The 15,214-nt window shown below is 64.4% G+C and carries 13 protein-coding genes and 2 pseudogenes; 9 read left to right on the forward strand and 6 right to left on the reverse strand.

What is annotated here, in order from left to right; all coding sequences use genetic code 11:
- Window positions 1–32: 32 nt before the first annotated feature.
- The 6 genes and pseudogenes from ACQ5DX_RS27895 to ACQ5DX_RS27920 all read left to right on the forward strand — a co-directional run bounded on the left by ACQ5DX_RS27895 (window position 33) and on the right by ACQ5DX_RS27920 (window position 4,387).
- A pseudogene (locus tag ACQ5DX_RS27895) lies at window positions 33–819 on the forward strand (polyprenyl synthetase family protein).
- 205 nt (window positions 820–1,024) lie between these two features.
- Window positions 1,025–1,375, forward strand: a complete 351-nt coding sequence (locus ACQ5DX_RS27900) for a hypothetical protein (protein ID WP_430336347.1) — start codon at window positions 1,025–1,027, stop codon at window positions 1,373–1,375.
- A complete protein-coding gene (locus ACQ5DX_RS27905; RefSeq protein ID WP_430335999.1) occupies window positions 1,291–2,403 on the forward strand; it encodes a cytochrome P450 in 1,113 nt (370 codons plus the stop codon). The genes ACQ5DX_RS27900 and ACQ5DX_RS27905 overlap by 85 nt, the downstream gene beginning before the upstream one ends.
- Before the next feature lie 3 nt (window positions 2,404–2,406).
- Window positions 2,407–3,309: a UbiA family prenyltransferase gene (locus tag ACQ5DX_RS27910; protein WP_430336000.1), complete on the forward strand. Its 903-nt coding sequence runs from the start codon at window positions 2,407–2,409 to the stop codon at window positions 3,307–3,309.
- Between the two features lie 34 nt (window positions 3,310–3,343).
- Window positions 3,344–3,915 (forward strand): annotated as a pseudogene (gene idi, locus ACQ5DX_RS27915) (isopentenyl-diphosphate Delta-isomerase).
- 73 nt (window positions 3,916–3,988) lie between these two features.
- Window positions 3,989–4,387 carry a hypothetical protein gene (locus ACQ5DX_RS27920; protein WP_430336001.1) on the forward strand — a complete coding sequence of 133 codons (399 nt, stop codon included), beginning with the start codon at window positions 3,989–3,991 and terminating at the stop codon, window positions 4,385–4,387.
- Between the two features lie 1,613 nt (window positions 4,388–6,000).
- Here the strand turns inward: ACQ5DX_RS27920 and ACQ5DX_RS27925 are convergent.
- From ACQ5DX_RS27925 to ACQ5DX_RS27940, 4 genes are all read right to left on the reverse strand, one after another.
- Window positions 6,001–7,239, reverse strand: coding sequence for a sensor histidine kinase (locus ACQ5DX_RS27925; protein WP_430336002.1), 1,239 nt, complete (start codon window positions 7,237–7,239; stop codon window positions 6,001–6,003).
- A 314-nt stretch (window positions 7,240–7,553) separates the two neighbouring features.
- Window positions 7,554–8,702, reverse strand: coding sequence for a DUF418 domain-containing protein (locus ACQ5DX_RS27930; protein ID WP_430336003.1), 1,149 nt, complete (start codon window positions 8,700–8,702; stop codon window positions 7,554–7,556).
- Between the two features lie 411 nt (window positions 8,703–9,113).
- Complete coding sequence (locus ACQ5DX_RS27935; protein WP_430336004.1) at window positions 9,114–9,794, reverse strand: response regulator; 681 nt, start codon at window positions 9,792–9,794, stop codon at window positions 9,114–9,116.
- Window positions 9,791–10,921 carry a sensor histidine kinase gene (locus ACQ5DX_RS27940; protein WP_430336005.1) on the reverse strand — a complete coding sequence of 377 codons (1,131 nt, stop codon included), beginning with the start codon at window positions 10,919–10,921 and terminating at the stop codon, window positions 9,791–9,793. Before ACQ5DX_RS27940 ends, ACQ5DX_RS27935 begins: the two co-directional genes overlap by 4 nt.
- Before the next feature lie 396 nt (window positions 10,922–11,317).
- Here ACQ5DX_RS27940 and ACQ5DX_RS27945 point away from each other — a divergent pair, with 396 nt between their 5' ends.
- Window positions 11,318–12,313 (forward strand): alpha/beta hydrolase family protein, encoded by a 996-nt coding sequence (locus ACQ5DX_RS27945; RefSeq protein ID WP_430336006.1) that lies wholly within the window; start codon window positions 11,318–11,320, stop codon window positions 12,311–12,313.
- A 164-nt stretch (window positions 12,314–12,477) separates the two neighbouring features.
- Window positions 12,478–13,062 (forward strand): class I SAM-dependent methyltransferase, encoded by a 585-nt coding sequence (locus tag ACQ5DX_RS27950; protein WP_430336007.1) that lies wholly within the window; start codon window positions 12,478–12,480, stop codon window positions 13,060–13,062.
- A gap of 373 nt (window positions 13,063–13,435) precedes the next feature.
- On the opposite strand, the gene ACQ5DX_RS27955 is transcribed toward ACQ5DX_RS27950, so the two are convergent.
- Both ACQ5DX_RS27955 and ACQ5DX_RS27960 read right to left on the reverse strand, forming a co-directional pair.
- Window positions 13,436–13,591 carry a transposase gene (locus tag ACQ5DX_RS27955; protein WP_430336008.1) on the reverse strand — a complete coding sequence of 52 codons (156 nt, stop codon included), beginning with the start codon at window positions 13,589–13,591 and terminating at the stop codon, window positions 13,436–13,438.
- A gap of 96 nt (window positions 13,592–13,687) precedes the next feature.
- Window positions 13,688–14,347, reverse strand: coding sequence for a MerR family DNA-binding transcriptional regulator (locus ACQ5DX_RS27960; protein WP_430336009.1), 660 nt, complete (start codon window positions 14,345–14,347; stop codon window positions 13,688–13,690).
- 98 nt (window positions 14,348–14,445) lie between these two features.
- Between ACQ5DX_RS27960 and ACQ5DX_RS27965 the strand changes: the two genes are divergently transcribed.
- Entirely contained in the window at window positions 14,446–15,207 is a 762-nt protein-coding gene (locus ACQ5DX_RS27965) for a metal-dependent transcriptional regulator (protein ID WP_430336010.1), read from the forward strand.
- Window positions 15,208–15,214: the final 7 nt, after the last annotated feature.

Here is a 15,214-nt window from a genome sequence, read left to right on the forward strand (position 1 = left end):
GGAGGTCAGGAAAGTCGGTTCGGCCGGCCCTGGTGTTCGCGTCGGCCGCCGCGGTCGGCGCCCGGGACATGCAGACGTGTTTGCCCGAAGCGGTTGCGGTCGAACTCGTTCACGATTTCTCTTTGATCCACGACGGCTTGATGGACGGCGATACCGAGCGGCGCCACCGTCCATCAGCGTGGACGGTGTTCGGGACCGGCGACGCCCTGCTGGCCGGGGACACGTTGCTAGCGTTGGCGATCAACGAGCTCGCCGGCCGCGCGAGCATGACCGCCCTCGCCAGCGCTCTTGTTTCACTGTGCGCCGGCCAGTCGGATGATCTCGACTTCGAGTCCCGCACGAGCGTCGAGCTCAGCGACTGCATGGCCATGATCGAAGGCAAGACTGCGTCTCTATTGGCATGTGCGTGCGAGATCGGGGCGACCGGGGGCGGCGCTCCTCGCGCAGTTCGGCCACCATCTCGGCATCGCGTTCCAGCTGACCGACGACATCCTCGGGATCTGGGGGAATCCGATTGCCACCGGCAAGCCCGTCTTCTCCGATCTCGTCAATCGCAAGAAGTCCCCGCCTGTCGTCGTTGCCCTGCAAGCGAATCCACAGTTCCGCGAGCTCTACGACACCGACCCCACCCACGACGACCTCGTTCGCCTCCGGATGATGGCCGATCTCATCGACGCGTGCGGAGCCCGCAGGTGGGCAGAAGAGCAAGCCGAACAGGCATTGACCCAGGCGAAGGCGTGCGTGGACGCGCTCGACTGCGGCGAGGACGCCGACGATCTGCGGCAGCTCGCCGACTTCATCTGCCGGAGATCCCGATGAGCCAGCACGTCAACTGGATCCGCCCTATCGACCCGCCGGTAGAGACCGCATGACCAGAGCCGCTGTCACGCACGCCAACACAGGGCCAGCAGGCCTCGACCAATGGCCACTGAGATCACCCACCTGCCTTGCCCGCGCTCTCCTCGATCTGAGGCGCATCGACCCGTCCGCAGCTAGACCAACTGCATCGGAGGACAACACCCTCATGGAACCCATCGACGCCATCCCCTTGGCGAAGCGGCACCTACCGGTCCTCGGGCACAGTGCATCCTTCCTCCGTGACCCGCTCGGCTTCGCCTCCGCCCTTCCCCGCGACGGCGATCTCGTCCGGATCAAGATGGGGTCGATGACGGTCGTTGTCGTCTGCGATCCGCAGCTGACCCGTCACGTGCTGCTCGACGATCGGACCTTCGACCGAGGAGGCCCGCTCTACGACCGGTCCCGTGAGGTCGCCGGAGAAGGCTTGGGCACATGCACCTATGCCACCCATCGACGCAGCGCCGACTGTGCCAACCGACCTTCCGTCTCGAGCGTTTCCCCGGCTACGCGGAGGTGATGGCCACAGCCGTCGAAGACGTCACCCGGTCCTGGCGCGACGGACAGGTCATCGACCTGAGCTCCGAGATGTCCAAGCTCACCGTCCGCGTCGCCGTGCGCACGATGTTCTCGACCGCACTGCCCGAAACTACCGTCCAGCAGGTCGCAGACGACTTCAGCCTGATCGCCAAAGGGATGTTCCGGCGAATGGTCATGCCCCCGCTGATCAACCACCTACCCACCCCTGGGACACGCCGCTACTACCAGGCCAAGGACCGACTGCGCCAGGTCGGTGCACAACTGATCGCCGAGCGGCGCTCCGACGATCGTGATCACGGAGATCTGCTCTCCTCACTGCTCAGTGCACGCGATCCCGAAGCCGGCACCGGGAGCGCGTCAATGACCGACAGCGAACTCTCCGACCAGATCTTCACCTTCTTCTTGGCGGGCGCCGAAACCACTGCCAGCACCCTCGCGTGGGCCCTCTATATGCTCGGCCGGGCGCCCGAAGTTGAACAGGCAGTCCACGCAGAGGTCGATCACCTCCTGACCGACAGAACCGCCGGGTTCGACGATGTCGGAAACCTCCCGACCGTCAACAGAGTGCTCACCGAGACCTTGCGCATGTATCCGGCCGGGTGGCTCCTCACCCGAGTGGTCTCGCGCGACACCGAACTCGCAGGAATACACCTTCCAGAAGGCACGACGGTGGCGGTCAGTCCGCACATCATCCACCGGCGTGAAGACATCTACGAGCGCGCCAACGAGTTCAGCCCTTCCCGATGGGAGGGCGTCAAACCCGACCGGACGACGTACATCCCGTTCGGTGCCGGTGCCCGCAAGTGCATCGGTGACCAATTCGCGCTCACCGAAGCAAGTCTCGCGCTCGCCACCATCACCGCCCGCTGGCAGCTGACCGCATTGAGTGATCGACCAGTCTCGGCGTCCCTCAAACATCTCCCGGCACCACGGAATCTGATGACGCGGCTCACCAGCCGCATCTCGGCAGACACCGCGCCCGGCACCGCGGAACAACCGGTGAAGTGATCTATGGCCGTCGACACCCCACCCACCGACACGCGGCTAGGCCGTCTGGTGCGTGCACCCATGCACGAGGCCAGGGTCTGCTGGTCGTTCACCTGGGGCGACCTATCTGCAACGGTCCTACCCGCGACGACGTTCGCCATCGCAGCCTGGAACAGCACCGGACTGCCCGCGCACTCCTTGCCGACCGTCGTCGCGAAGTGCCTCGTGTACTTCTGGCTCTACATCTACACCTTCAACCTGTCGAACCAGCTCATCGGCGTCGACGAGGACCGGATCAACAAGCCGCACAGGCCCCTGGTGACCGGGCTGATCACGCCCACGGGTGCGCGCCGGCGCCTGCTCCTTGTGACCGCAGCATTCGTGATCGTCGGCGCCCTGTTCGGGGTGCTGCTGTGGACCTGCTTGTGGGTCGCCGCGTGGACACTCCACAACCACCTCGGGTGGGCGCGCACCGCGTGGGGGAAGAACGCCGCCATGGTTGCCGGAACGATCGCCCAACTTGCCGCCGCGTGGCAGATCGTCACACCGCTGACCGGTACGGCGTGGACCTGGATCCTGACGATCGCGGTCCCACTGGGCGTCCTCGTCTCCCTCCAAGACCTGCGCGACCTTGCCGGCGATGCTGCGATTGGGCGCAGGACCGCCGGCATGGTGATGGGGGAGAAGAACTCTCGCCGGTTCTTCAGCGTCGCGTTCGCCCTCTACCCCGTGGTGACCTACCTCGCGCTCTACCGCTATGCACCCATGACGGCCCAGTGCGTTGGAGCCATCGCCGGGATCCTCTCGCTCGCAATCGCATACCGAGTTGTGCGCCTGGACGACCGACGATCCGACAACACGACCTACATGGTGTACACGTACTGGTACTGCATCACACTGGCCAGTGCCGTGTTCGCAGTCGGGTGACATCGACACCATCCCCAGCACGAGATGAGGACCTGTGCGCACGACAGAAGAACTGGTCGTCCTGCTTGACGACACCGGCAATCCGATCGGCAGTGCACCGAAACACACCGTGCACACGGCAGATACACCGCTGCACCGGGCATTCTCCTGCCACGTGTTCGCCCCCGATGGGCGGATGCTGGTCACCCGGCGTGCATTGACGAAAGCCACCTGGCCGGGGGTGTGGACGAACTCCTTTTGCGGCCATCCATTACCCGGTGAGTCGGACCACGACGCGATCACTCGGCGCGCACAGTTCGAACTCGGCATCACGCTGACCGACATCCGACCGCTGCTGCCGACGTACCGCACCGTGCCGTCGACTCCTCGGGAATCGTCGAAAACGAGATCTGTCCGGTGTTCGCGGCGACCACAACCGACGCGCCCACCCCGAACCCTGCAGAAGTGCACGAGTGGAACTGGGTATCGGTGCCCGACATCGCAGCCGCAGCAGCCAGCGCACCCTTCGCATTCAGCCCCTGGTTCGTCGAGCAACTCTCCCAAAGGGGGGAGTACACGACCGACTGGAGTTTCGCTCCCACCGCAGAGCACCTGGCAGACAGCTGACGGCGAGCGTGGCGACAGCCCCACAGACCCGGCGTGGTGGGATCAGCTACCGGGCGGTTGGCCGGTCGAACGGATGATGAACTTCACCCGGATGGTGTCCGGACACACCGACGGCGACGACATGGTCGATGACGGGTGGACTCGCGTCATGCGCAAGGTCGGGAGCTTCTTCAAGAAGGAGATCCATACTGCAAGTCCGGAAGAGATGCCCGATCTACTCGAAGTAGCGGACTTCCATCATATGGAGGACCTGCGCCGACGCGTCGACCAGCTCGTTCACGACATCGGCACCGCGAAAATGCTCAAGCTCTACTACGGATCCTTATGCAAACGGCCCTGCTTCAGCGACGACTACCTCCCTGCCTTCAACCTGCCCAACGTGTCCCTCGTCGACGTCAGCGCCCACAATGCCATCACAACAATCTCCGATCGCGGGATCGTCACCGCGAGTGCGGAATACGACCTCGACTGAATCGTCTTCGCCACTGGATTCCACATCGGCACAACCATCGTCGAGCGCAGCGGATTCGACATCACCGGGCGCGACGGTGTCGCGTTGTCGAACAAGCGGCAGGCAGGTCCGAAGACGTCGCACGGGCTCATGACCCACGACTTCCCGAACCTGTTCTTCCTCGGCGCCATCCAAACGGGCTCGACCAGCAATTTCACCCACATGCTCTACGAGCAGACCGCGCACATGACCAGCATCATCACAGCATGTTCGGATCGCGGCGCCGACTACGTGGAGCCCACTCCGGCAGCCGAAGCATGCCACTTGGGGACCTCGGAACCGTGCCACTTACCGCCGAAAATTGCTCGCGATCGAACGCCCCGACACGTCTCGTGCGCACGGGAGCCTGCTGACGGGCGACCACTCCGCGGGGACTGCCTGAGTGCCGGGTCCGAATTGAGCTGGCGGAGCCTCGGACAGACCATCAGGCGTCCTTCAACTTCCGAAAGCGCGCACACTCACAACGAATCCGAGTCCTTGAGCGCTGTCGATGGCGGGATCAAACTCCAGCCCAGCTGCTCACGGATACGATTTCTCTCCTCCCTTACCTCCTCGTCCCATTCCCGACACGTAGAGCACTTCGGGTACTCACGCCCACCAGGACCGACACCGGCAGCGCGACTCACCCGCTGAATACGCTGCCCACGTGGACAGTCCAGAAACACGTGATACACCTTCTCGGCCGTCGCAGCCTTCGAGAAGTACGGCAGAAACCGCTTCACATTCCCCCTGGGTCGAGCACCAAATCCAATGTGCCCACAACCATGCCCCCGTTGGTCCCACCGGAACTAGGGGACAACGCCCCACCCCAATAGGGGCAATCGTCCTGGATAAACCCGAAACCGCAGCAGGACGCAATGTCACGCCGGTATCCCGCAATCACCTTCGGTGCACCCGAGTGGAACAGAGTCACTCGCTTCATCGGGGGCGGCACGGATAGGTGACGTCGGATCGGTCTGGTCGGGAGGCGCTGCTGGAAGGATGTGCCCCTGCGGCTGAAGTCGTATCCCAAGGAGTTCTGCGGCGATGTCGTGCGAGTGGGTGGGCGAAGGCGTACCCGTCGCAAGCCGCTGCGCTGGGGCACCGGGCGCAGACGGCGAGCGGCGTAGTCGAAGTCCTCGCTGGGATCGGGGAACTACTGGTCCGGGTGCTCGCCGTCACCGGGTGAGGTGAGGGTGGGGATTGGGTACCGGTACGAGCTGTATACGCATTGCGGTCCGTTCGAGGCGAAGTTCGCGGGCGCGTATTGGGAAGCGATCCCTCCTCCGAAGCAGGTGGTGGACCTGTCTGATTGGGGTGATCCGTGTCAGAAGGGGACGATGACGCGGGTGTCGGAGAATGAGGCGGTCTTCGAGGCCGAGGGCTCCGAGGCACGGTTCACACGGCGGTCTGCGGCGACGGGGTTCCTCAAGACCTGTGCGTGAGGGGATCGCGGTTCGGGTCGCCGAGCGTGTGCGGCGGCCACGAGGTTTGATCCGATCTGATGGGGGCGGAGGCCCCGGCCCGTCGATACTGGGCCGGGCCTCCGTTTGTCACTCTGCCGGCTTTGATCGCCGTGATCGCCGTCTGACCGCTTAGTCCGCCGCCTCATTCGGTGTTCCTGGTGGGAGAGGAACACCTCCTGGGATATGCGCTCTGACTTCGAATCCCCCGTCATCGAGGTGCCGGGTGTCGAGGGTGCCACCTACTGCGCCGGCACGATCGCGCATGCCACTGATGCCATTGCCGCCGGACGACTCGGGGGGCGTGTCCGGATCCGGCGCACTGGTCGCGGGCCCGTTTGCTACCACGAGTGACGTTGCGGCTGCCGCGAAGTCGATCGAAACGTGGACGTGCGCGCCTGGGCTGTGCCGACTAGCGTTGGCCAGAGACTCCTGCAAAATCCGATACACCGTCAGCCCCGCAACCTCCGTAATGACGGACGGGTCACCGGACACGCTACGCGAGAGCGATATTCCGGCACGGACGCTGCCGTCGAGGAGGTCCTCGATCTCCGAAGTCCCCGGTTGCGGAGCGCGCTCGACTGTCTTGCCGTCGCTGCGCAGTACACCGAGCAGGCCGCGGATCTCGTTGAGCGCCTCGCGCCCGGTAGCCCCGATCGATTCGAACTCCGTCTTCGCCTCGTCTGATACCGAGTCGAGCCGATAGGGTGCGCTCTGCGCCTGCACGACGACCATGGACATGTGGTGGGCCACTACGTCGTGCAGGTCGCGGGCGATGCGCGCCTTTTCTTCGAGGATCGCACGCCGCGCGCGTTCGAGTTCGCTGGTCTCTTCCTCGGCCGCAAGCTGACGGCGCGAGAGCGCCAACCAGCGAACCAACAGCCCGAGGGACACGAGAACGGTGAGCGCAACAGCCCAGCCCGCGCCGTCCTGCCCGGGCGCGTCAATGTAGAACAACAGCGCTGTCGACGCCCAGGCCACCGCGACCACGGGCAGGGATGACCGGGTACTCACGGTCAGGAGCAGCACGATCAGCACCAGCACGTGAACCATCTGCCACGGGAAGTCGAAGTCACCGGTCCTTTCATATGCCAGCGGGATCACGAGCGCGCCGGCCGCCGAGATCGCCCAGCCCAAGGCCGGGTTGGACCGGACCAGCAGGAAGGGCAGGGCCGCCAGACCCGCAATCACCGGTTGCACGCCCACCGGGACACGGTGCGTCACATGAAGGGTCGGCCACGCGATCGCGAACAGGATCGTCGACACGAAGACCACGAGTGCGGCGAGAAATCTACTGCTGTTCAGTCGCTTCGACCTCGGCCCGGCCGAGACGGCGCCCGGTTCCGCAGGACCAACAACGTGGTTCGTCATTCTCGCATCCAAAACACTAGGAACCGGGGATCGGGGATGTCGTCATACCCAGGGGGGAGATGCGACTGGCGTCTGGGTCTCAGGGAGCTGTGCACCACACTTTTACGCGGGCTCGTTTCGGTGCGCCGGATGACGTTGCAGCGCGACGACGATTCCAAGCGCCGTTTGCCAGGCGACTACGAGGAAGACCCAGGCTCTCCTCACGGGCGTGACGATCAACGACACCGGGATGTCGGTATCCTCGTCGGCCGGACAAGCGGAACTGCCCCCTGGCCGACGCTTTCCGCCACTGCCGTCCGGGAGACGCAACACGATCAGGAGCCAGCGTGCGGCTCGTCGTGGAGCCGGTGTCGAGCTGGCCGGTTCTGAGGGCGCCCGTAGGTGGCTCGGCGGAGTACCCATTCGACGGGCCCGTATCGGTGGTGGCGGACCCATAGTCTGCTGATCGCGAGTTGAGCCGCATAGATCGTGATTGCGAGCGTGAGGACCTGCCAGTCGGGGAGACGTCCGACGAGGGCTAAACCGTACCCGGTGAAGATGATCGAGGTGATCACCGACTGGGCGATGTAGTTGGTTGCTGCGATCTTGCCCGCGGGCGCGAAAGTGTTTGTCACCCAGGAGTAGTGGTGCATCAGTCGCAGGATCGTCGCTGCGTAGGCTGTGGCCAGCAGTGGGGCGAGGAGAGCGCTTGGCCCGGCGAGATATGGGCTGTCCACGACGGCCGCGAGCAGAGCGAGCGGGGCCGCGATCCCGAACCCGATCCATTGAATCTTCGGCAGCAGCGGGAGATAGCGTTCGGGCCGTTCGAGCAGGCGTGTCTTGCCGGCGGCGAAGCCCACGAGGAACAGTGGTAGGACGTTGAGGAACCCAAAGAGCAGGAACGCGCCGATTCGGTCGGAGAACGTGTCCCACCGGTAGGACGCGGCGTCGAGCCAGCCTGTCCGCATCCGTGCGAGCGCACGTTCGGGGTCGGCAATGCTGCCGGATGCTTCCGACGGTGACAGCAGGCTTATCGCGGTCATGGCGAGGACAAAGAGCCCATACGTCGCGGCTGCGATGACGACAGCACGTTTCGGTCGTAGCCGGCTCATCGACAGCAGGATCAATCCGAGGAGTCCGTAGCCGAACAGGACGTCGCCGCTGAAAAAGAACACGATGTGCAGCAGTCCGACGGCCATCAGCGCCAGGCAGCGGCGCACTGTGCGCGCTCTGGGATCGGCACCGTCGCGTTCGGCCGATCGGAACTGCATGGTCAGCGAGTAGCCGAACAGGAACGAGAACAGCACGTAGAACTTGTCGAAAAAGAAGGCGACGAGGAACGTGTGCGCGGGTCCGGCGGCGAACCCCGATGGGTTGGACATCACGGTGATGTTGACCATGAGAATCCCGCCGAGAGCGAAACCGCGCAGGACATCGAGTGCTGCGATGCGCGGCACCGAGGCCACCGCTGGTTGGCTGGTCATGCCGCGACGATAAGGACCGCACACCCGTGTACGGATCACTCCACAGAGTGATCCGTACACGCAATGATCGACCCCACGGAGTGATTTCAGGAGCGCCGTAGTCGGTTAGACATGCGGTCTACCGAGCCACGGTCGACCCTCCCGCGGCGACGAAACAACCACCGGACCGGGCAGCAACCGACACCGCCGTACAGAAGCTCAGACACTGGTTTGGTTCCCTAGGACGCTCCTAGCTCGCGACAGAGGAGCCTGGTGCACGGGCAGGCCAACCTGCCCCGACCTGCGGCGCGACAGCTAGCGTGGCGACGAAAGGGTGCGTTCGTGGTCATCGAAGTTGGCAATTGTTCTGCCCCATCCCGACTGGATGAGAGTTGACGACACTCACCCAGTTCCGGGATCGGCGGCTGTATTTCAGTTCGAACGGCGCCCGACCGACACCAAACCCGTCTCGTAGGCGATGATCACCAGCTGTGAGCGGTCATGGGCCGCGAGCTTTTGGAGGAGTCTGCCTACGTGTGTCTTGACGGTCGCGATACTCAGATGCAAGTGTGACGCGATCTCCGGGTTGGTCATTCCTCGGGCAATGAGTACCAGTACCTCCCGTTCCCGTCCGGTCACGCGGTCGAGGTCGCGGGCAAGAGGTGCTACTGGCTCGGACTGTCGCGCGAATTCGGCAATGAGCCGGCGGGTGACGGTCGGCGCGAGCAGCGCTTCCCCTGACGCGACGACGCGTATCGCGGCAAGTAGATCGCCGGGCGGACTGTCTTTGAGGAGAAACCCGCTTGCTCCGGCGCGAAGCGCCGCGTAGACGTATTCGTCGAGGTCGAAGGTGGTCAAGATGATGATTCGGACCGATTCCAGCGCGGGATCGGCAGAGATTCTCCTCGTTGCCTCGAGGCCATCCATCCCCGGCATCCGCACGTCCATCAGCACGATATCGGGCTCCAGACGGCTGGCGATGTCCACGACCTGCTCGCCGGTTCCGGCCTCTCCGACAACGGTCATGTCCGCGACGCTCTCGACGAGCAGCCGAAAGGTGGATCGTAGTAGGGCTTGATCGTCGGCGATCACCACTCGAAGTTGCTCGGTCACTGCAGTTCTCCCCCGAGAGGGATGCGGGCATGCACTCTGAAACCACCCTCAGGGAGGGGTCCGGCGGTGAGCACGCCACCGTAGATCCGGGTCCTCTCGCGCATACCGGCGAGTCCATGTCCACTGCCCGTCACCAGACCAGGAGCGCCTTGTCCGTCGTCAACCACCTCAACGTCAACCACCCCGGGATTTCGCGAGGTAACGGTGACCCGGCAACGGGCAGGTCCAGCGTGCTTCACCACATTCGTCAGTGCTTCCTGGACAATGCGATAGATCGAGAGGCTCACGCCTTCCGGCGGGGCGACCTCCAAATCGATATTCACGTCGACCGGGATGCCAGTACCTGCAGCGAGGGTGGGAATCTCGCCAAGACTGGGTGCGCGGTCCACGCTCGATATACCTGTGCCGGACCGCAATACACCCAACATGGCACGCATCTCGACCATTGCAGCCCTGCCGGTCTCCTCGATGAGACGCAGCGCGATACGCGCTTCGTGAGGTTGCTCGTCGGCGATCAAACCGGCAACGCCGGCCCTCGCAGTGATCAAGCTCATGCTGTGGGCGACGACGTCGTGGAGATCGCGAGCAATCCTCAATCGCTCGTCGGCGACGGCCTCTGCGGCCAATCGTTCCGCGGTACGTATCGCGTCAATCGTCTTCTGCCGCACGGCGACACCGACGATCCAGGATGTGCTCATCAGCAACCACCCGAACAACACCTCGGACACGGTTTGCGGGAACACGGATCCTCCGGCCAAGAACTGGGCCAGCGCGACACCGGCAAGCGACAAAGCGAGACCGAGACACGCTCGTCGCCTCACCTCGCCGGACCCGACCGTGTACAACACAATCGCGACCGCAAGAAACGACTCGGGCAGCCCGACGATCACGGCCACCATCGCGGCCACCAGTACCGCGACGAGTACCCCCAGCGGCCACAATCGCCGCACCGCAATCGGAAGATACGCGGCCGCCACGGCAACCAAGGCAGGCGACAAGCCCGTCTTCATGTACGCGGCGACGCTGAACATAGCGGCCAGCACGACCGCGGCGACAACGTCGACGGCCAACCAGAAACCGCGACTCGTCGGACGAACTGCGTGCGGGCTCGGGGCGCGGTAATCCACATTTGCAGCGTACGTATCGGTCTTGCCGCGTGAACCGAGTCGCCGCACATGTCATCCCGTGGGCTGACTTTCACTGCGAACGACGATTCCACGTACAGCTCTGGTCTGACGAGAAGTTACTCTGCCGGCGCGACGCGTGGTGCCATCCGAACCCGGATCGTGGGAAGCATGAACAAACGAGCACTAACGGTATCCGCCTCCGCGCTGATTGGCCTCGCCGTCGTGACCACTTCGACGGCCTGTACCGAATCCGAGCCTCGCGTCATATCCACCTCGGAAGCGCGCCCAGCGCCCGGCCTGGGACCCGCAGAGTTTTCACCGGCCGCACCGACCGGACCGAGCCGGGTCGGCACCGCTTCCCTGCACCTGGTCGACGGGACTCGACAAGACCCCTGGGTGGCCACCGAGAAGCGAGAACTGATGGTGAGTCTGTGGTATCCCACGAACGCGCATGAGGGCGACTATCCGAGTGCCCCGTGGTTGCCGCGGGTCGCGACCGACAGCTACCTCGACGGTGTCGGTGTGGGTTCGGGCAACGTCGCCTTCGGAGACACACGGGGCCTGGTGGGAGCACCCGTGGACCGGAGTCGGGGGAACCTGCCGGTCGTGCTGTATTCACCGGGAGCGAACGCGTCTCGGGCATTCGGCACAGGAGTCGTGCAGGAGTTGGCCAGCCGCGGATACGTGGTGGTCACCGTCGATCACACCTACGATGCGGCCGTCGTCGAGTTTCCCGGCAATAGGGTCGTGACAAACCCGGACGGCGAGATCACCGACTACGACAAGGCCGTCAGCGTTCGCGTGGACGACACACGATTCGTTCTCGATCAGCTCGAGTTACTCGAGTCGGGTAGCAACCCGGACGTCGACGGGGCCGCACTTCCCACAGGCCTTCCCGGTGCACTCGACCTCACGCGGATCGGCATGATGGGTCATTCTCTCGGTGCCGCATCCACCGCATCGGCGATGTATGCCGACGGACGCATCAAGGCAGGCATGGGTCTCGATGGCGGGGGTGTTGGACCGGTCGTCGAGGGCGGACTGGATCGTCCCTTCCTCGTGGTCGATACCGAGGGGAAGGGTGGCAAGTCCACCAATCCTGTCCTGCAGAAGTTTTGGTCGAATCTACGTGGCTGGCGCCTCAACCTGACACTGCAGGGTGCTGCGCACCACTCGTTCGGCGATGACGCTCAGCTCATCCCGATCGCCTTGCCGTTCGCAGGTGTTTCGTCGGAGGACATTCAGGAGATGGTCGGCACGATTCCGACTGATCGCGCTCTTGCGTTCCAACGCGCCTACCCACTCGCATTCTTCGACCTGCAGTTGCGTGGCGTCGGGCATCTGTTGGACGGGACCTCGGCCGACTTCCCTGAAGTGGCGTACAGCCGGTGAGGCCGGCTGATGTTGCAGCGGGGCCTGTCGACTCAGGGACAAGAAGTAGGGACGGTCAGGTGTCCGGCGAAACGATACGAACACTGCAGAATCTCGGGGAGTTCACGAAAGCTGTTATTCGACAACCTCGGAGGGTCTGTGCGGTCGCTCCGAGTTCGGCATCGGTGGCCGCGCTGCTGTCGCGGGTGGTCCCATCGAGCGGGGCGCCGGTCGTCGTTGAGCTGGGTCCGGGCACCGGGTCGGTCAGCGACGCGATCTCGGCCCGGCTGCCGACCGCAGGTCGGCACCTTGCAGTGGAAGTGGACGGCGGCCTGGTCGCACATCTGAGACGAACCAGGCCGCACGTCGAAACGCTGTGCGGCGACGCCGAGAAGCTCGGTTCGTTGCTAACTGCTGCGGGAATCGAAGGCGTCGATGCCGTCGTCTGCACGCTGCCGTGGTCGATCCTCGGCGCGACCAAGCAGCGCGCCATTCTCGATCAGGTGGCGGTGGCAGTCCTGCCGGGCGCCGGCCTGAGTACAGTCGCCGACTCGCACGCGCGGTGGCTTTCGGGGGCGAGAGATCTACGTGTCGGTCTGGACCGCCGATTCGACGAGGTCATCCCCAGCAGGATCATCTGGCGCAACGTACCCCCGGCCATGGTGTACGTGTGTCGACGACCTTCCCTGGTTGATCCAAGGGCCGCACCGCACGGCACGTCATCGCGGCCGGCCCGACCGACGGAACTGCGGGAGATGCCAACTACGTGACGAGGTCCCAACATCCAAGTCTCCAGACTCACCGGGGCGATTGAGGGGGTTGTCGAGGGCGCGGCCGGCGAAGTTGGACAGGATCCCGATCGATTCTTGGACCCCACCCCGCAACTCCTGATCAACGCAGGCGAAGCGATCAAGCGAAGCAGCGGAGTTCTTACAAAGGGGAGCAGCCAGGTGAGACCGAGTCGTCGCAGTGACCAAATAGGGCCGCCGAACTCCACGTGGGGAACTAGTGAGGTGAACACCAGGATCCTCGAGGTAGTTGCCGAACCCAGATTCAAGGTGTCAGGGCGCTAGACAAGGAGCAAGGAGGAGCCGGAAACCATCGGCTCCCCAGGTGCCGGCGGTTTCGACTCGAGCGAGGTGGCTACGTGCCGGTGTAGTTCGCGAACTCAGATTCGTTCGGAAACCGGGAGGGATTGCCGGTGCGGGGGAGAATCCGCGACGCGGTCACCGTGCTGACGCCCGGGATCTTCGGTAATTGGGCTCCGCTGGCGATCTCGAGGGCGATGGTCGTTCTCATCGCATCCGCCCCGGTGCCCGGGCCGAACGCCTTGCATCGCACATGCGATGACGAAGCATGCGCGATTGCGCGTACCGTGATCGCCCGAGTGTCGGACTACCCGATGTTGTCGACGGCCTTCCGGATCCGGTAGGCACGCTGACGGCAGGTGTGCGAGCAGTACTTCCGGCGTCGGCCCTGTGCAGGCTGGGCGATCAACCTCGGGCAGGATGCACACCGGCTGTAGGCGAGCCCGGCGGATGTTTCGTCACCGCGGCTGGAATCACGTTCCGTTTCGTCATCACGGCGTCGTCCGGTCGAGCGGCGCTGCGCGAGGTGGGCGGCCTCGAGAAGATCGTCGACAGGCACTCGTCCGCGGGGAGTCCGGGCAACCAACTCGCTGTCCAGGATCGGGCAGTTCGCACCGATGTCGTCCTCCTCGCAGTGCAGCAGGTGGGTGAGGTATCGGCGTGCCGCGTCGAGTCTCTTCGTGCGTTGGTCCAGTCGGTCGATGTTCCGACGGAGGGCTTCGCGCCACTCGCTGCGGCTTCCGTTCCCCGAGGTCACGGCTGCGGCTTCATCGAGCGGCATCATGCCGATCACGCAACACATGTAGGCCAGCCCGATCCGGCGCAGGTCCCGCGATGCGTAAACACGTCGGCCACCGACACGATCCGCCGCTTCGAGGACGCCCAGCTCCTCCCACCACCGCAGAGTCGCCGGCGTCACATCGAACAGTGCTGCCGCATCACCGATCTGAACCGCTTGCTCAGTCACCCCACCAGTTGACATCAAGCCCACCCGAGGTTGCAAGCTTAGGCAAACCTAATTTGTCGCGGCCGTCGACTGCGACCGGCATTCCTGGAGTGCGCTGAATGAACGAACTGATCGATACCGTCGAGATGTATCTACGCACACTCGTGGAACTCGACGAGGAGGGAATCGCGCCGATTCGTGCGCGGATCGCAGAGCGTCTCGGCCATCGCGGACCAACTGTGAGCGAGACGGTTTCGAGAATGCGTCGCGACGGCCTGCTCTACTTCGGAAACGAACACCGACTCGAGCTGACGGCCGAAGGCGGTCGACGTGCACGGGCAATCATGCGCAAGCATCGCGTCGCGGAGCGCCTCCTCGTCGACGTGGTGGGACTCCCGTGGGAACTGGCCCACGGCGAGGCGTGCCGACTCGAACACGTCATGGGTGACGCCGTCGAATCGTTGGTGATGGAACTTCTCGACTTCCCGACCACGTCCCCGTACGGGAACCCCATACCGGCGGAGGTCGAGCCGCCCGGCGCAGTGGTGGACGACGATCGGGCACCGCGAGTCCCCCTGCCGCTGATCGGTGCCCGCGGCGGAGGGACTGCCCTCATCGAGTGGATAGCCGAACCCCTGCAGCAGGATCCGCAAACCCTCGTCTACATCCGGGACGCCGAACTGATGCCGGAAACGATCGTCGAAGTCCGGCCGTACGACGACGGAATCACCCTCGATGTGGGGAACGGCCACTTCGACGCCGAACCGTGTGTGCTCGACGGGATCTACTGCACCCCACTGGACGTGGATGCCCGGGACCCCGCTTCTGCTCTCACCCAATGTGGATGCGCCCTGCCTGTGCATCCGCGAACCGCATGCTGACCGAAGG

This window comes from Rhodococcus sp. ACT016 (genome assembly GCF_050477185.1).
In the GTDB taxonomy this organism is placed as follows: Bacteria; Actinomycetota; Actinomycetes; order Mycobacteriales; family Mycobacteriaceae; genus Prescottella.

Bases quoted from the DNA above. Each gene is read 5' to 3' on its own strand.
- ACQ5DX_RS27900 (WP_430336347.1), top strand. From the start codon at position 1,025: ATGGAACCCATCGACGCCATCCCCTTGGCGAAGCGGCACCTACCGGTC.
- ACQ5DX_RS27905 (WP_430335999.1), top strand. From the start codon at position 1,291: ATGCACCTATGCCACCCATCGACGCAGCGCCGACTGTGCCAACCGACC.
- ACQ5DX_RS27910 (WP_430336000.1), top strand. From the start codon at position 2,407: ATGGCCGTCGACACCCCACCCACCGACACGCGGCTAGGCCGTCTGGTG.
- ACQ5DX_RS27920 (WP_430336001.1), top strand. From the start codon at position 3,989: ATGATGAACTTCACCCGGATGGTGTCCGGACACACCGACGGCGACGAC.
- ACQ5DX_RS27925 (WP_430336002.1), bottom strand. From the start codon at position 7,239: ATGACGAACCACGTTGTTGGTCCTGCGGAACCGGGCGCCGTCTCGGCC.
- ACQ5DX_RS27930 (WP_430336003.1), bottom strand. From the start codon at position 8,702: ATGACCAGCCAACCAGCGGTGGCCTCGGTGCCGCGCATCGCAGCACTC.
- ACQ5DX_RS27955 (WP_430336008.1), bottom strand. From the start codon at position 13,591: ATGAGAACGACCATCGCCCTCGAGATCGCCAGCGGAGCCCAATTACCG.
- ACQ5DX_RS27965 (WP_430336010.1), top strand. From the start codon at position 14,446: ATGAACGAACTGATCGATACCGTCGAGATGTATCTACGCACACTCGTG.